Source organism: Nocardioides sp. WS12, from assembly GCF_014108865.1.
Classification (GTDB): domain Bacteria; phylum Actinomycetota; class Actinomycetes; order Propionibacteriales; family Nocardioidaceae; genus Nocardioides.
Genome location: NZ_CP053928.1, coordinates 2,981,128 through 2,997,549, shown reverse-complemented (window position 1 = coordinate 2,997,549; position 16,422 = coordinate 2,981,128). Strand labels below are relative to the sequence as shown.

Sequence of the window (16,422 nt, the reverse complement as noted above, 5' to 3'; positions counted from 1 at the left end):
GCAGCGCAGGACAGGATCATCAGGACACAACAGCCCTGCTTGATTGACCCAACCGCTCAATGCCCGAGGAGTCCCCACTGAACGACCGGACCGTCCCGATCGAACTGGTTCAGGCCTCGGTCGCCCACGCAGCGCGGCGCGGGATCGACGTGAACCAGATGCTCGCCGACGCCGGGGTCTCGCCGATGCTTCTCGGTGCCGATCGCTCCCGCGTCACCGAGTCCCAGTTGACTCGGATCGTGCAGACCCTGTGGCGGGTCACCGATGACGAGTTGTTCGGCCTGGGGCGCCACCGGCTGCCACGTGGCACCTTCCGATTGCTCTGCTTCGGACTCCTGTCCGCCCCCGACCTGGCGGGAGCACTGGACAGGCTGGAGGGCTTTGCCAGGGCGATCCCGGCGATGCCCGAGTTCTCCGTCGTCCAGGGCCCGGAGACCACACGGATCGCGATGCGTGTCGAACCCGACCTCGATCTCGAGGGCTTCCTGACCGGGATCGGGGTGGGCGCCCTGCACCGGTTCCTGGCCTGGTCGATCGGACGCACCATCGCGCTCGACCGCCTCGAACTCCCGCATCCGTTCCCTCCCGACCTCACCCGCTTCGCGTTCGGCATCGAGGCGTCAAAGTCGGAGGAAGCCGCACTGAGCTTCAAGAGCACGCTGCTGACGACACCGATCGTGCGCACTGATGCAGAGGTCGAGAGCTTCGTCGCGGGCTCTCCCCACGGACTGCTCACGCGGCCGCACGACACCGCTTCGGTCAGCGAACAGGTCCGCAGGATGTTCGAGTTGGCGCTGAGGTCGACGGAATGGCCCGGATCCGAACAAGTGGCGAAGAAGCTGGTGATGAGTCCGCAGACCCTGCGCCGCAAGCTGGCCGAGGAGGGCTCCGGCCTGCGCGAGATCAGGGAGGAAGTGCTGCGCGACGCAGCCGTCTCCAGTTTGGTACGCGGCGAGGAGTCCGTTGCCGCGCTCTCCGAGCGGCTGGGATTCTCCGAACCGAGCGCCTTCACTCGTGCTTTCCGACGCTGGACCGGGAGCAGCCCGGCGGCGTACCGACGCTCGGTGGGGTGAGCTCAGGCCGTCGACGAAAGGCCGTGCACCGCGTCGAGGCCCTCGACGAACAATGCGATCTCGTCCAGGGCAGCTCGGGCCGCCGGCTGTTGGCGGTGGCTCATCTGGAAGACGTGGAACTGCTCCGGCCACACCTGGAGCTCAACCTGGCCACCGGCCGCACGCTGTGCCTTGACGAAGGCATCCGCGTCGGCCTTGAGGATCTCGTGCTCGCCCACCTGGATCAGCAGCGGCGCGAGATCAGGACCGACGATCCGAAGGACGTCGAAACGCGGGTCCGTGACGTCCGCGCCGCGGGTGTAGAGAGCAGTGATCCGACGGCCTGCCCGCGCCGTCGCGAAGGGGTCGGACACCGTCCGCTCAAGCGCAGCGGACAGCGTGTAGGACGGGTCCACGAGGGGCGACATCAGCACGCCTCCCTTCGGTTGCGGAAGGCCGAGCTTTCGCAGCTCACCGCACAGCCCCAGCACCAGGTGTCCCCCCGCCGAGTCCCCGGCAACGACGATGTCCTCGGGCCGGTGTCCACGTGCGACCAACCAGAGGTAGCCGTTGAGGACGTCCACCGAGGCAGCGGGGAACCGGTGTTCAGGCCCCAGCCTGTAGCGCACCGAGAACGCCGGTCGGTCGATCCGGTCAGCCAAGGCGGTGACGAGGCCACGATGCGTGGCCTCGCTACCCACGACGTAGCCGCCACCGTGGACGAAGTACAGGACCTGCCCGCCGGCCTCCGGCACGGTGCCGACCCACTCGCCCAGGACGCGACCCTGCGGACCCTCGTCGTTCACGGGGGTGGCCGACAGCGAGCGATCGGCACTCAGTCGACAGAGGGTCGCGATCACGGCCCGTCCTACCTGCGTACCCACCTGGTTCGCCGGCAGCACCCCCGTCGCCGGCCGCAGCACAGCGCGAAGAGCCAGTCGGATCCCTCGGTTCGCGATCACGGCGCGCCGACCCACGGGTGCATCAACGTTGACCATTCCGGAATTACAGCACCGATCCGGGTCTCCACACCGCCATGAGCGGAAAGGTCAAGCAGACAGAGCGGAAGTGTCGCAGGCGCCAGGTCCGGGCCGGGTCACCCACCCAACCTGCGACGCAGGTCGCGCGCACCGAGGAAGCGCGTCGCGCGCCGGATGACGGTGCCCCGCGCGCGGGTGTAGGGATACCACTGCAGCTCCCGCTTCGGGGCGAGCCGGGCCGAGACGATCGCCTGGGTGCGACAGAACTTCAACAAGCCGTGCTCGCCGTACCGCGCTCCGATCCCGGACTGTTTCCAGCCCGACATCGGTAGCGGGAGCGTGAAGAGGTTGGCGAAGACGTCGTTGATGTTGACCGCCCCCGCATCGAGGCGCCGAGCGACGGACTCGGCCCGTTCGGCGTCACGCGAGAAGACCACCGCGGAGAGTCCGTACGGCGAGTCGTTGGCACGCCGTACGGCCTCATCGGCATCGGCGACCTTCATGATCGGCAGCGTCGGGCCGAAGGTCTCCTCGCGAACGCACGCCATCGTTTCGTCGACGTCGACCAGCACGGTCGGCTCGAAGAAGTTGCCCGGCCCCTCCCCGCGGTTGCCGCCGACCAGTGCCTTCGCACCTGCTGCGAGGGCCTCCTGCACGTGGCGGCCCACGATGTCCACCTGGCCCGAAGCGACGAGCGGGCCGACGTCCGAGGTGTAGTCCCCGGCGTCGTCACCGACACGCAACTCCCGGGTCTTGTCCGCCACCAGGCCGACGAACTCCTCGTAGACAGGCGCCTCGACGTAGACCCGCTCGACCGAGGTGCACATCTGGCCGGCGTTCGCGAAGCCACCCCAGACGGCGGCATTCGCTGCGCGCTCGAGGTCCGCGTCGGCGAGCACGAGCATGGCGTCCTTGCCGCCGAGCTCGAGGCTGTACGGCACCAGTCGCTCGCCGGCCCGCTGAGCGATCAACTTCCCGGTGCGGGTGGATCCGGTGAACTGCACGTAGTCGACCGCGTCGACCACAGCCGCCCCGGTGGCGCCGAGGCCGGTGACGCAGGCGAACACCGGCGGGGCACCGATCTCGTCCCAACCGCCGATGGCGGCGGCCACCGTGAGCGGGGTCAGCTCCGACGGTTTCACCACGACGGCGGCGCCGGCGATCAGCGCGGGAAGGCTGTCGGCCAGCGAGAGGGCGAGAGGGAAGTTCCAGGGCGTGATGTTCCCGACGACGGCATGGGGCCGGCGCACGAGGAGCTGCCGCTTTGTGGCGGTGAGCAGGCCGTGCGGGCGAGGTCGCTCGTCCTTGAGCAACCCGGGCGCGATCGCGAGGTAGTAATTGAGCTGGTCGATGATCGCGGGCAGTTCGAGGCTCGCCTCGGCCCAGGGCTTCCCGGTCTCGGACTGAAGGATGCGGTTCAGTTCGTCGCCATGATCCAACAGCCACGCGCGGTAGGAGACGAGCCAGCGAGTGCGCCCGGCCACGTCGAGCGCCTCCCACGCGGGCTGCGCACCACGGAGTCCGGCGACGACATCGGCAACCTGGGTCGATGGCTGGTCGGGCACGGTGCCGACCAGCCGCCCGTCGACAGGCGACGTGACCTCGACCGACGTCCCCGTCATTTGCCTGCTCCGGTGATCCGGGCGTGGTACTTCGCCCTCGCGGCCGGGTCTGCAGACGTGAAGGCCTGGTCGAAACGGGTCATCCGCTCGAAGCGGAGACGCCCTCGTTCGGGAAGGAGCGCAGCGACCTTGATGGTGCGTCCGAGCGCCTTGGGGCAGATCGCCCGCATCTTCCCCGTACCGACGACATCGACGATGGTCTCGGCGATGTCCTCGGGGTCGACCGTGGAGAGGCCCTCGGCCCAGCCGGGCACCTTGGCGCCGGCCGACAGTTCGGTGCGTACGACGCCCGGCAGTACCGCGGTGACACCGACGCCGTGCTCGGCGAGCTCGCGGTGGAGGGACTCGGTGAACCCGAGGACGAAGTGCTTGGTCCCGCAGTAGGTCGCCAGTGCCGGGGCAGGGTTGATCCCTGCCAGGGACGCGACGTTGACGAGGTGACCCTCACCGCGAGCCACGAACCGCTGCGCAGCGAGCTTCGAGCCGTTCAGGACGCCGTGCACGTTGATGTCGATCATCCGGTCCGTCATCGCGTCGGACTCCTCGGCGTAGAGGCCCGTCGGCATGATGCCGGCGTTGTTGACCAGCACGTCGAGTGGGCCGAAGAGCACTTCGGCCTCGTCGAGGAAGGCGGCGAACGACGAGCGGTCGGTCACGTCGAGCGGGAGTCCGACGATCTCCGCGCCGACGGGTGCTCCGAGCTCGGCGGCAGTCTTCTCGACCAGCTCGAGGTCGACGTCGCCGATCACGACCTTCGCGCCCCGCGCAACGAATGCCGCAGCGGTTGAGCGACCGATCCCCCGGGCGCCGCCGGTGATCGCGACGACCTTCCCGGTCAGGTCGGTGCGCGTCTTCAACGTGTGGGCCATGAAAGCTCCTCGGTGTGCGAATGTGTCTTCTGCACGAGTGTTGCCCCTGAAGCCGACCCACGTCTTGGGGTGGAAGGCCAGCGTTTGACCGAGCAACTTGTGCCGGTTGCCCAGTTCCTGCTTGAGGAGGCTCCATGACCGTCCCGCGTGACCTGCACGCCGAGGTGCTCGCGTGGGTCGAGCGCCGCTCCACCGAAATCCTGACCTCCGACGGGTTCGGCGACCTCGTCCGGCTCGTCGATGACGAGATCAGTGCCTGCGTTCCCGAGGTTGGCACTGTGCCCGCTCTCCGAGAGATCCTCGACGTGAGTACCAGCGCAGCCCTGCTGCTCTATCTCGAGGCGATCACCCGCGAGCTACCCGGAACGATCGGCGCCTCGACGGAGATGCGGGAGCTCGCCCGCGGGCTCGCTGCGCGAGGCGTCGACCTCGCCGTCCTACTGCGCCTGTATCGCGTCGGGCAGCGAGTGATCTGGCAGGAGTTCATGCGGCAGGTGCATCATTCCGGGCTCGACGAACAGCTCCAGGTCGCCGTACTGGAGTTCCTGTGGGACAGCCTGAGCCGCAACCTCGAACGCATCGTGGACGACGTCGTCGCGGCCCACACGGCCGAGTCCGAGCAGCGGCTGCGCGGGTCGTTCGCTCGCCGCGCAGAGACGGTCGAGGCGATCTTGGCCGGCGACGCGATCGACCCGTCGACCGCCGAGACCCTGCTGGGGTACCCCGTCCAGCGCCACCAGGTGGCCGCGATCCTCTGGCTGCCCGCCGAGGTGGAGCATGCCGATGCAACGGGCCGACTGGAACGGCTGGCGCGCAGCGTAGGCGAGAGTGTCGAGGCAGACCAGGTGCTCACCATTCAGTCCGGCGCTCGGACCTTGTGGGCCTGGCTGACGACCGGGCGTCGCCCGGACCTCGACTCTGCAGCGCACGCTAGCGGGGTTCTCACCTCGCCGGACATCCGCATCGCGCTGGGCGAACCCGCCCCGGGACTCGTCGGCTTCCGGTCCAGCCACCGCCAGGCGGTGCGGGCGCAACAGGTCGCGGCGTCGGCAGCGCACCCCACCCAGGTCACGAGGTACGCCGATGTGGAGCTGGTCAGTCTGCTCGCTGAGGACCAGGAGGCGATGGCCTCTCTGGTGGCCCGGACTCTCGGCCGGCTCGCGGAGGACGACGCAACCTGCGCCCGGCTGCGCGAGACGCTTCTCGCCTACCTCCACGAGGGCAGCAGCGCCAAGGCAGCTGGTGCGCTGACCGTGCACAAGAACACCGTGCTCTACCGCCTCCAGCAAGCCGAACAGCTGCTCGGCCATCCGATCGACGAGCGGCAGTTCGAGGTCGAGGCAGCACTGCGGCTGGTGGCGGCGTACGGAATCTCCCTGCTGGTGAGGTGACCCGGCGGGCGCGCCGGCAGCGAGCGGTTTGGTCAACGACCGCGGCGATTGGGGTCATTCAGCAAGCCCCGACGTCGACCTACGTTGAGGTGACCCCGAACCAGGAGCTGCACATGACCCGCCATCGTTCCCGCTGGATGGACGACGACCTCGACGCCCTCGCCGACCTCGCCCGCACCTTCTTCGAGAAGGAATGCGCTCCCCATGAGGAGCGGTGGGCCGAGCAGCAGCACGTGGACCGCGAGGTCTGGAACAGGGCCGGCGATCTCGGCCTGCTCAGCCTCAGCCTCCCCGAGGAGTACGGCGGCGGCGGTGGCAGCTTCCGCCACGACGCCGTCGTGGGTATCGAGCAGGTGCGCGCGCTCGCGCCCAGCCTCGGCGTGCTCCTGCACGCCGGCATCGTGTCGCACTACGTCGCGGCGTTCGGGACCGATGCCCAGAAGAAGGGCTGGCTGCCCAAGATGGCGTCCGGCGAGATCGTCAGCGCGATCGCGATGACGGAGCCGGGCACGGGCTCGGACCTGCAGGGCATCACGACCCGGGCGGTCAAGGATGGTGACGACTACGTCATCACCGGCGCAAAGACGTTCATCTCCAACGGCCTGCTGGCCGACCTGGTGCTCGTCGTGTGCCGCACGGACCCCGAGGGCGGCTTCACCGGTTTCTCGATCATTGCCGTCGAGACCGACCGCCCCGGCTTCAGCCGCGGGCGCAACCTCAAGAAGATCGGCCAGCACGGCCAGGACACCTGCGAGCTCTCCTTCGACAACGTCCGGGTCCCGCAGTCGAACCTGATCGGCGACGGGGAGGGCCAGGGCTTCCTCCAGCTCATCCAGCAACTGCCGCGCGAACGGCTCCTGCTCGGCGTCGCCGCCACGGCGTCGATGGAGCGCACCGTGGAGCTCACGGTTGAGTACGCCAAGGAGCGCAAGGCGTTCGACAAGCCGATCATGGCCTTCCAGAACACGCGGTTCGTGCTCGCCGAGTGCGCCACACTCGCGACCGTCGGATGGAGCTTCCTCGACGACTGCATCGAGAAGGCCGACCTGGGCACGCTCGACGTACCCACTGCCGCGAAGGCGAAGTGGTGGCTCACCGAGCAGCAGAACATCGTGGCCGACCGATGCCTCCAGGTCTTCGGTGGCTACGGGTACATGGCGGAATATCCGATCTCACGACTCTTCGTCGACGCGCGCATCCAGAAGGTGTACGGCGGGACGAGCGAGATCATGAAGGACATCATCGGGAAGTCCCTGTGAACGGCCGGCCCGGGAACGGTACGGGCCCAAAGGTGGGCCCGCTGACTGGCGTCACGGTCATCGAGATGGCCGGCCTTGCGCCGGCTCCGTTCGGCTGCATGATCCTGGCAGACCTGGGTGCCGACGTGCTCCGCATCGACCGGCGTACGTCAGGCGGGGGCCTCACGCCACCCTCGGGTCCGCTGGACCGTGGCAAGACCAGCATCGAGCTCGACATCAAGGATCCGTCCGACCTGGCGCGCCTGCTGGAGCTCGTCGACGGCGCCGACGTCTTCGTCGAGGGCTATCGCCCCGGCGTCGCCGAGCGTCTGGGCCTGGGGCCCGACGTGCTCCTCGAGCGGAACCCGCGGTTGGTCTACGGCCGGATGACCGGTTGGGGCCAGGAGGGACCGCTCGCGCCCCGCGCCGGACACGACATCAACTACATCGCGCTGGCCGGCGCACTCGAACCGATCGGCCGGGCTGGGGAACGCCCGCACGCCCCGCTGAACGTGATCGGCGACTTCGCCGGCGGCGGGATGCTGCTGGCTCTCGGCGTGGTCGCGGCCCTGCACGAGCGCAACGCCTCGGGAGCCGGCCAGGTCGTCGATGCGGCCATGGTCGACGGCGCCAACCTGCTCATGTCCTTCTTGCACGGCATGCACGCCGCCGGAATGTGGGAGGGCGAGCGCGGCACCAACCTGCTCGACGGCGCGGCGCCGTTCTACGACACCTACGAGTGTGCCGACGGCGGCTACGTCGCGGTGGGCTGCGTGGAGCCGCAGTTCTACCAGCAGCTCCTCGCGGTGCTCGACATCGACGAGGAAGCCGAGGAGCTCGCTTTCCAGATCGATCCGAGCGGCTTCGACAAGACCCGCACGCTGATCGCTGCCCGGTTCAAGGAGCGCACCAGGGACGAGTGGGGCGTGGTCTTCGCTGACTCCGATGCCTGCGTCACTCCTGTGCTCTCCCCCTGGGAAGCGCACGAGCACCCGCACAACGTCGCTCGAGGAGCGTTCATCGAGGTCGACGGGCTGCTTCAACCCGCGCCTGCCCCCCGCTTCAGCCGTACGCCGACGGCGACTCCGCAGCCGCTGAAGGTCCAGCAATGAAACTCGGCCAGGTGCCCGACGAGCTGGCATCGCTGCGCGACTGCGTGCGTGCCGGTTTCCTCGGACCGATGTCTCCGCCAGCGCTGCTCGCCGCGGCTCGCGGGATCCGCGCCTATGGCCCGATGGGCGGTCTCGTCGGCCTCTCGGCCGCTCGGTTCCCCGGCCGCAACGCGGTGCTCGACGAGCAGGGACCAGTGACCTTCGCCGAGCTGGATGCGCAGAGCAACGCGCTCGCCAACAGCTGGCGGACCCTGGGCCTCAACGCCGGCGACGGCGTGGCGATCCTGGCCCGCAACCACCGCGGGTTCCTGCAGGCCACCTTTGCCGCCGCCAAGTGCGGCGCGCGCGTCGTGCTGCTCAACAGCGACTTCTCCGGCCCGCAGATCCGCGAGGTGGCCGGACGGGAGGGTGTCGACCTCCTGGCCTTCGACGAGGAGTACGCCGACGCGCTCGAGGGCGTCGCTCCGCGCCACGGGCGGTGGCGCACGGACGAGCCCGTCGGAGACGACACGACGGCGCCACCGGCGCCGGCAACGCGGGCCAAGATCGTGGTGCTGACCAGCGGCACCACGGGATCCCCCAAAGGCGCGCCGCGCTCGGAGCCACCGGGTCTCACGCCGGTGGGCGCGATCCTCGACAAGGTGCCGTTCCGTTCGGGTCGCACTGTCGAGCTGTGCGCTCCGATGTTCCACTCGCTGGGCTTCGCCCAGGCCATGCTCCAGATCGGGCTGGGGAACACACTGGTCCTGCGGCGCCGCTTCGATCCGCTGGCAACCCTGCGAAGCCTGGACACGAACGCCGTCGACGCCATGATCGTGGTCCCGGTGATGCTGCAACGGATGCTCGACCTCGGCGATGAGGCGCGCGCCGATCTCGACCTCTCACGACTGCGCATCGTGTTCGTGGCCGGCTCCCAACTCGGCGCCGAGCTCGCCACCCGGGCGGCCGCTGTCCTGGGCCCGGTGCTGCACAACCTCTACGGGTCGACCGAGGTCGCCTACGCGACCATGGCCACACCCGAGGACCTGGCAGCCGAGCCGGCCTGCGTCGGCCGCGTCATGCGCGGAGCGGTCGTGCGGCTGCTCGACGCAGACGGCCACGAGGTCGCTCTCGGTGAGACCGGCCGGATCTTCGTGGCCAACACGATGCAGTTCGATGGCTACACCTCGGGCGAGACCAAGACCGTCATCGGCGGACTGATGTCATCGGGCGACGTCGGCCACTTCGATGCCCACGGCCGACTCTTCGTCGACGGTCGCGACGACGAGATGATCGTCTCCGGCGGTGAGAACGTCTTCCCCCGAGAGATCGAAGAGTTGCTCGAACTGCACCCAGGCGTCGTCGAGGTGGCCGCGATCGGCGTACCCGACGAGACCTTCGGCCAACGCCTGCGGGTCTTCGTCGTACGACGCGACTCGGCGCTGACGGAGGACGACGTGAAGGCGCACGTCAAGGAGAACCTCGCTCGCTACAAGGTGCCGCGCGACGTGCTCTTCCTCGACGAACTTCCCCGCAATCCGACGGGCAAGGTCCTCAAACGTGAACTCGCCGGGCGCTGAGACCGTCGCTCAGGATTCGCCGCCTTCGCGGCGATAGGCACCGGGACTGCTTCCGGTCCAGCGCCGGAAGGCACGACTGAACGCGCTCGGTTCCGAGAACCCCAGTCGCTCCGCCAGTTCTGCCACCGTCTCGTCGCCACGCACCAAGCTGGTCACGGCGGCGTCGCGGAGGACCTCCTCGCGGATCACCCGCAGTGAGGTGCCGTCCTCGGCAAGCTTCCGGCGCAGCGTCTGGGGACTGACCGCCAGCCGGCGTGCAATGCCGTCCCCGGTCGGCGGATCGCCCTTCAGGCCGAGCTCGTACATGCGCCGTACCTGGTCACTCAGCATGGTCGCCTGGGTGTCACGCGTGAGCAGACCAGCCGGAGCGCTCGCGACGAACTCCTCGACCTCGGCATCGGTCCGCATCATCGGCGCCCGCAGGAAGTCCGCGTCGAAGGTCAGTGCAGCCTCCTCAGCGCCGAACGTCATCGGTGCCCCGAAGACCAGCTGGTGGAACTCAAGGTTCTCGGGTCGCGCGTAGGGCAGCTCGACGAGGTGCAGCCTGAGACGCCGCCCCACCGCCCACGCGAGCAACCGGTGGGAGATCGCCAGGCCGGCGAGCGGGACCAGGTGGTCGGGATGGTGCCGGGTCTGTGGCGCATACGTCGTCCCGAGCCGGGCACGGCCGTCGACGACGTCGAGGTGGGCGACGGGAAGGGCAGGCATCGCACGGGCGAACCCGGCCGTCCGCTTCAGTGCGTCGCCGAGATCCTTGGCACCCAGGAGCCCGTAGCAGAGCAGCCGGAACGACCCGCGTGGCAAGGGGTGCTCTCCGAGACCGAACATCTCGTCGTCGGTGTACGTCCACAGGGCCTGCACCAGGCCGATCATCTGCTCGTCGGTCAACCGCGAGCGCCCCTCTGCGAGAAGCATCGGGGACACCCCGACCCCGCTGAGCAGCTGGTTGACGTCCCAGCCGCGGCGGACTGCGAACGAGACGACCGTCTGCGCCAGGTCGATGGGAAGGGTGCGCTGCGGCGCGGTCGATTCGGCCACAGCCGGAACGTACCTCAAACCTTCCGGCCCGGTGGCAGCCCACGGGCCACAAGCGGATCTGTCATGAATCGCGTCGGCAGATGTCATCGTGGCGAACGTCGCGACTTCCTAGCGTCGTACCCATGAACAACACCCAGTCCGAGTCCCCGGTCGAGAACCCGGGCTACAACGTGTCCCTCGTGGGCGTGTGGGGCGACGAGATCGAGTTCAAGGTGGAGGGCGAGCGCACGATCGCGTACGCCGCCGCCACCAACGACCCGATCGCAGCCCACCTCGACGGCACCGTCGCACCGCCGGTCTTCGCGGTCGTCCCGATCACGATGCTGATGGCGGAGACCACGATGTCCGTGGTCCCCGACGAGCTGATCATGAAGATCCTGCACGGCGAGCACGACTTCCGCTTCCACCGCCCGATCGTGCCGGGCGACGTCCTGACCGTGCGCGGCAAGGTGGTCGGCATCGAGGGCAAGTCGTCCGGCACCGTGGTGACCACCCTCCTGGAGAGCCGCGATGCCACCGGCGCATTGGTCAACGAGCAGTACTTCACCGGCTTCTTCCGCGGAGGTGTCTTCCACGGAACCGTCGGCGAGCCCAGTCCGGCACACGCCTTCGACGTCGCCCTGCTCGAGCGCGAGCCGGATGCCGTGTCGGTCCAGAAGATCGACGCCGACCAGACCTTCCGGTACGCCGAACCGGCCGGCGACCCGATGCCGATCCACCTCGATGCCGACTTCGCCCGCGAGATGGGACTGCCGGGGATCATCGTCCACGGCCTCTGCACGATCGCGTTCGTCTCGCACGCGCTGATCAACGAGTTCGCCGACGGCGACTCCTCGCGGCTGAAGCGGCTGGCGGTGCGACTGAGCTCGCCGGCCCTGCCCGAGCAGACGCTGACCACATCCACCTGGGCTCACGGCACGACGGCCTCCGGCCGCGCGTCGTACGCCTTCGAGACCGAGAGCGACGGCGGCAAGTACGTCGTCCGCGACGGTCTCGCCGAGTTCACCCAAGGAGCATGATGAGCAAGCGAACGAACCACCGCGTCTTCGTCGTCGGCGTCGGTATGACCAAGTTCGAGAAGCCAGGTCGCCGCGAGGGCTGGGACTACCCCGACATGGCCCTCGAGTCGGGTACGGCGGCCCTCCAGGACGCCGGGATCGACTACGACCTGGTCGAGCAGGCCTACACCGGCTACTGCTACGGCGAGTCGTGCGCCGGCCACCGAGCTGTCTACGGGCTGGGCCTGACCGGAATCCCGGTCTTCAACGTCAACAGCAACTGCTCCACCGGTTCCAGTGCCCTCTTCCTCGCTGCCCAGGCAATCCGGGGCGGCCTGGCCGACTGCACGCTCGCTCTCGGCTTCGAGAAGATGCAGCCCGGCTCGCTGGGCTCGACGTACGAAGACCGCGAACAGCCGATGATGCGGCACATGATGGCGATGGCCGAGCTCCAGGAGATCTCCTTTCCTCCCGCGCCGTGGATGTTCGGGGCCGCCGGGCTCGAGCACAACCGGCAGTACGGCTCCACGCCCGAGCACTTCGCGAAGATCGCGGTCAAGAACCACCAGCACTCCGTCCACAATCCGTACTCGCAGTTCCATGACGTCTACACGCTCGAGGAGATGCAGTCCGCGAAGATGGTGTACGCCGAGGGCGGCATCACCCGGCCGATGTGCTCGCCCACGTCCGACGGCTCCGCCGCAGCCATCGTCGCGAGCGAGGACTTCGTCGACCGGTTCGGCCTGGCCGACCAGGCCGTCGAGATCGTCGGGCAGAGCCTGGTCACCGATGTCCCGGGCACCTTCGACATGTCGAGCCTCCGGACGTTGGTCGGCGCCGACATGAGCGCCGTGGCCGCCCGCAACGTCTACGAGCAGGCGGGCATCGGTCCGGACGACGTCGACGTGATCGAGTTGCACGACTGCTTCGCTCCCAACGAGCTGCTCACCTACGAGGCACTCGGCCTCTGCGCCGAGGGCGAGGGGCACAAGATCGTCGACAACAGCGACGCGACGTACGGCGGCCGCTGGGTGGTCAACCCGTCCGGAGGACTGGAGTCCAAGGGCCACCCCCTCGGCGCGACCGGGCTGGCGCAGTGCGCCGAGCTGACCTGGCAACTGCGCGGCACTGCCGACCAGCGCCAGGTTCCCGGAGCAAGCACCGCCCTGCAACACAACATCGGCCTCGGCGGCAGCGCCGTCGTCACGGCCTACCGACCCGCCAACCGCTGATCACCACACCACAAGGAGCACGAACATGGCACAGACCAACGCATCACTCGAGATCCCGGCCGCGAAGACCGACATCTGGGGCATCATCTCCGACCCCAGCAGTTACGAGAAGTGGCTGACCCTCCACACGAAGTGGAAGGACGAGCCGCCGACCGAGCTGGCCCTGGGCACCCAGATGACCGAGGTCGTCTCGATCATGGGCATGCCCAACACGATCACCTGGAACGTCGATGCCTACGAGGCACCGAAGTCGCTGACGATCTCCGGCACCGGGATGGCCGGCGCGAAGGTGACATTCACTCTCTCCGTCGAGGGCGGCAATGACTCCTCCGTGGCCACCATCGATGCCGAGTTCATCAGCCAGATGATGGTCGGCGCGATCGGCGCTGCCGTCGAGCGTACGGCGGCCAAGGAGCTCGACCAGTCGCTGGCGAACCTCTCCGCCCTGGTCGCCTGATGGGGACGCTGGACGGTCGCGTCGCCCTCGTCACCGGTGCCGGTCGCGGCATCGGGCGCGCGCACGCGCTCCTGCTCGCCGCTGAAGGCGCCCGCGTCGTGGTCAATGACCTGGGCGGCAGCAACTCGGGCGACGGGGCCGACGCCGGCCCCGCCCAGGAGGTCGTCGAGGAGATCCGGGCGGCCGGCGGCAGCGCTGTGGCCAACACCGACAACGTCGCCAGCTGGACCGGCGCCAAGTCGCTGGTCGACCAGGCGGTCGCCGAGTTCGGCCGGCTCGACATCGTCGTCAACAACGCCGGCATCCTGCGCGACGCCTTCGTGGCTGCCATGGACGAGTCCGAGTTCGACTCCGTCATCGCTGTGCACCTCAAGGGCCACTTCGCGGTGCTGCACCATGCCGCGGAGTACTGGAAGGAGCGGTCGAAGGCCGGCGAGCAGGTGGCCGGTTCCGTGATCAACACGGCGTCCGCCTCAGGCACCTTCGCGGTCAATGCAGGCCAGGCCAATTATGGCGCGGCCAAGGCCGGGATTGCAGCGATGACACTCGTCGCCGCCGAGGAGCTGGAGCGGTACGGCGTGCGGGTCAATGCGATCGCGCCCGTCGCCCGCACCCGGCTCACCCTGGCCACCCCGGGCATGGGGGCGATCTTCGCCGCCGAGGTGCCGGCGGGCGAGTTCGATGCGTTCGATCCGGCCGCCATCGCTCCGGTCGTTGCCTACCTGGCCCAGGAGAAGTGCCCCCTCAACGGTCAGGTGCTCGCGGTCCAGGGAGGCGCGATCCAGCGGCTCGGCGGTTGGACCATCGACGAGACGATCGAGACCGACGGCCCCTGGTTGCTCGCCGACCTGGAGGACCGACTGGGCGACTGGGGCTGACCGGGTGACGACCCCACGGGTCAGCGTGCCCAGTCATGCGGGGCTCCGTACCCGGATGCTCGAAGTGGAGGGCTCGCCCCCGACGTTCGTGCTCCTGCACGGGTACCTCGACTCCGCCAACACGTGGGACAGCGCGCTCCGTGAGCTGGCAGCGCGCGGACACTCCGCCGTCGCCGTCGACCTGCCGGGGTTCGGGAGCGCTGACCTGCTTGAGCCCGGGCTGATGATGCCCCAGCTCGACGCGTTCGTCGCTGACCTCGTCGAGGTCAGAGCGCGGCGCGGACCGGTGGTGCTGGTCGGGAACTCACTCGGCGGCACCCTGGCGGTCCGCGCCGCGGCGGCTGGGGCACCGCTGCTCGGAGTGGTCACCATCGGCGATCCGTCGGCCGGACCTTGGCGCCTCCGGACCTGGGCCGGCGCTCCGCGCACTCCGCTGCTGCTCCGGCTCGCCGCCGCCCCGCTGCCGGTCCCTCCCTCGGTGCTGCGCTTCGTCGCCACGCCCGTGCTCCGCCGCCTCGTGTACGCCGACCACCGGACCGCTGACCCCGCCGTGGTGGCACGGTTCACCGAATTCGTGCGTGCCAGGGGCGGACTCCCCTGGCTGGCGGCCAACATGGCAGCGGTGACCAGGGAGTTGCACCAGGGGCACGGCGACCTTCGGATCAGCTGCGGTCTCCACATCATTCACGGCAAGAAGGACCGGGTGGTTCCGCTTGTCGGCAGCCGCACGTTGCACGAAGCGCTGCCGGACAGCGACCTGACGATCGGACCGGACTGGGGCCACTGTCCCCAACTCGACGACCCTGCCGCCCTGGCAGAACTCGTGACCAATGCTGCGAACGGATGGCTCGGCGCATTGCCTCAGGCCGGCGACCTTGCGTGACCGACCGCACGCTCGAAGCCGGCCGCGTCACCGACCTGCGCGAACAGTGCGTGCGTACTGGCCAGGCGTGATCCCTCGCCAGCGCCGGTAGGCGTGCGTCAAGGATGAGGCGGTGGCGTAGCCGAGACGATGAGCCACGTCCTCGACTGCGAGCCCGGCGCCGAGCAGTTCTTCGGCAAGCAGGCAGTTCACCTCGCCGGCCAACTCACGGAACGAGGTGCCCTCCTCGGCGAGCTGTCGCTGCAGCGTCCGGACGCTGACGCCGATCTCACGGGCGACATCGTCCTGGTCGGTGATCTCGGCACGGCGCACGAGGAGGTCGCGCACCTGGCCGGCCAGGCCCAGCCGGGCGTGTCGCCGCTGCAGGACCTCAGCGCACTGTCGCTCACACAGGAGTGCGGTTTGCGGGTTCGACTGCGGGAGCGGGAGGTCGAGCACCTCGCCGGCGAGCACGAGGGTGGTCCGCTTGGCACCGAAGATCGGAGTTGCCGCGCAGAGCTGTTGGAAACGCTCACCGTACCCGCGGTCGCTCGAGGCGAGGTGCAACTCCTTCATGGGGAGATTCACCCCGAGCAGGTCCCGGGCGATCGTGACGGTGGCCGCCAGGTCACGTTCCATGAGGAAACCCCGGACCTCGGTGGGAGTCTCGGAATCGTCCAGGGTCAGGTGGACGTCGCGGCCCACGTCGTCGAGTCGAAAGTCGGCAAAAGAGAACGACAACTCGGAGTACCTGACGCCGACATCCAGAGCACGACGGGCCGTCGGGCTGCTGATCACGGCCCAGCCCCACACCCCGTGGGTGGACGCGTGGTAGCGAGTGCCTGCATCCAGACCGAGGGCACGGACGTGCCCCAGCCGGGCGACGAGCTCCTGGACCAGGAGCAGCTCCTGGCCGGCCTTGATCTCGCCCTCCGGATCGACGAGCTGATCGAGCTCGATCCCCGTGCCCGCCAGGAGCGACCCGGCGGGAACGCCGTACTCGCCCGCGAGCTCCACGAAGATCGCAGCACTGGCAGTCGACCGCGGCAGGCTCCACCGATCGCTCACCTCTGGATCATTCCAGAGGCCTGGCGCAAAAGAGCAAGTATGCGGCGGGAAGTCGTTTAGTGGCAT

At 68.9% G+C, this 16,422-nt stretch carries 15 protein-coding genes; 10 read left to right on the top strand and 5 right to left on the bottom strand.

From position 1 onward, the window contains the following. Positions 1-59 precede the first annotated feature (59 nt). Entirely contained in the window at positions 60-1,073 is a 1,014-nt protein-coding gene (locus tag HRC28_RS14550; protein ID WP_182376212.1) for an AraC family transcriptional regulator, read from the top strand. 2 nt (positions 1,074-1,075) lie between these two features. Here HRC28_RS14550 and HRC28_RS14545 read toward each other — a convergent pair whose 3' ends face one another. From HRC28_RS14545 to HRC28_RS14535, 3 genes are all read right to left on the bottom strand, one after another. Then, entirely contained in the window at positions 1,076-1,912 is an 837-nt protein-coding gene (locus HRC28_RS14545) for an alpha/beta hydrolase (RefSeq protein WP_202033081.1), read from the bottom strand. A 236-nt stretch (positions 1,913-2,148) separates the two neighbouring features. Continuing rightward, positions 2,149-3,654, bottom strand: coding sequence for an aldehyde dehydrogenase family protein (locus HRC28_RS14540; RefSeq protein ID WP_182376210.1), 1,506 nt, complete (start codon positions 3,652-3,654; stop codon positions 2,149-2,151). Then, a complete protein-coding gene (locus HRC28_RS14535; protein ID WP_182376209.1) occupies positions 3,651-4,523 on the bottom strand; it encodes an SDR family oxidoreductase in 873 nt (290 codons plus the stop codon). Before HRC28_RS14535 ends, HRC28_RS14540 begins: the two co-directional genes overlap by 4 nt. A 134-nt stretch (positions 4,524-4,657) precedes the next feature. Here HRC28_RS14535 and HRC28_RS14530 point away from each other — a divergent pair, with 134 nt between their 5' ends. The 4 genes from HRC28_RS14530 (at position 4,658) to HRC28_RS14515 (ending at position 9,823) form a co-directional block, all read left to right on the top strand. After that, entirely contained in the window at positions 4,658-5,914 is a 1,257-nt protein-coding gene (locus HRC28_RS14530) for a helix-turn-helix domain-containing protein (protein WP_182376208.1), read from the top strand. 113 nt (positions 5,915-6,027) lie between these two features. Beyond that, positions 6,028-7,173, top strand: a complete 1,146-nt coding sequence (locus tag HRC28_RS14525) for an acyl-CoA dehydrogenase family protein (RefSeq protein ID WP_182376207.1) — start codon at positions 6,028-6,030, stop codon at positions 7,171-7,173. A 32-nt stretch (positions 7,174-7,205) separates the two neighbouring features. Next, positions 7,206-8,264 carry a CaiB/BaiF CoA-transferase family protein gene (locus tag HRC28_RS14520; protein ID WP_182376206.1) on the top strand — a complete coding sequence of 353 codons (1,059 nt, stop codon included), beginning with the start codon at positions 7,206-7,208 and terminating at the stop codon, positions 8,262-8,264. Further along, on the top strand, positions 8,261-9,823 hold the full coding sequence (locus HRC28_RS14515; RefSeq protein WP_182376205.1) for an acyl-CoA synthetase: 1,563 nt from the start codon (positions 8,261-8,263) through the stop codon (positions 9,821-9,823). The genes HRC28_RS14520 and HRC28_RS14515 overlap by 4 nt, the downstream gene beginning before the upstream one ends. A gap of 9 nt (positions 9,824-9,832) precedes the next feature. On the opposite strand, the gene HRC28_RS14510 is transcribed toward HRC28_RS14515, so the two are convergent. Next, the gene (locus tag HRC28_RS14510) at positions 9,833-10,861 is read right to left on the bottom strand and encodes an AraC family transcriptional regulator (RefSeq protein WP_182376204.1); all 1,029 of its coding nucleotides are present in this window, start codon (positions 10,859-10,861) and stop codon (positions 9,833-9,835) included. A gap of 122 nt (positions 10,862-10,983) precedes the next feature. On the opposite strand from HRC28_RS14510, the gene HRC28_RS14505 reads away from it, so the two are divergent. From HRC28_RS14505 to HRC28_RS14485, 5 genes are read left to right on the top strand one after another with little or no spacing between them, the layout of a single operon-like run. Then, positions 10,984-11,880 carry a MaoC/PaaZ C-terminal domain-containing protein gene (locus HRC28_RS14505; protein ID WP_182376203.1) on the top strand — a complete coding sequence of 299 codons (897 nt, stop codon included), beginning with the start codon at positions 10,984-10,986 and terminating at the stop codon, positions 11,878-11,880. Further along, complete coding sequence (locus HRC28_RS14500) at positions 11,880-13,091, top strand: lipid-transfer protein (RefSeq protein WP_182376202.1); 1,212 nt, start codon at positions 11,880-11,882, stop codon at positions 13,089-13,091. Before HRC28_RS14505 ends, HRC28_RS14500 begins: the two co-directional genes overlap by 1 nt. Before the next feature lie 25 nt (positions 13,092-13,116). Next, positions 13,117-13,548, top strand: coding sequence for an SRPBCC family protein (locus HRC28_RS14495; protein ID WP_182376201.1), 432 nt, complete (start codon positions 13,117-13,119; stop codon positions 13,546-13,548). Beyond that, positions 13,548-14,426 (top strand): SDR family oxidoreductase, encoded by an 879-nt coding sequence (locus tag HRC28_RS14490; RefSeq protein ID WP_182376200.1) that lies wholly within the window; start codon positions 13,548-13,550, stop codon positions 14,424-14,426. The genes HRC28_RS14495 and HRC28_RS14490 overlap by 1 nt, the downstream gene beginning before the upstream one ends. 4 nt (positions 14,427-14,430) lie before the next feature. After that, positions 14,431-15,309 carry an alpha/beta hydrolase gene (locus tag HRC28_RS14485; RefSeq protein ID WP_182376199.1) on the top strand — a complete coding sequence of 293 codons (879 nt, stop codon included), beginning with the start codon at positions 14,431-14,433 and terminating at the stop codon, positions 15,307-15,309. Between the two features lie 27 nt (positions 15,310-15,336). Here the strand turns inward: HRC28_RS14485 and HRC28_RS14480 are convergent, their stop codons facing one another. Further along, on the bottom strand, positions 15,337-16,356 hold the full coding sequence (locus HRC28_RS14480) for an AraC family transcriptional regulator (protein WP_182376198.1): 1,020 nt from the start codon (positions 16,354-16,356) through the stop codon (positions 15,337-15,339). Between the last annotated feature and the right edge of the window lie 66 nt (positions 16,357-16,422).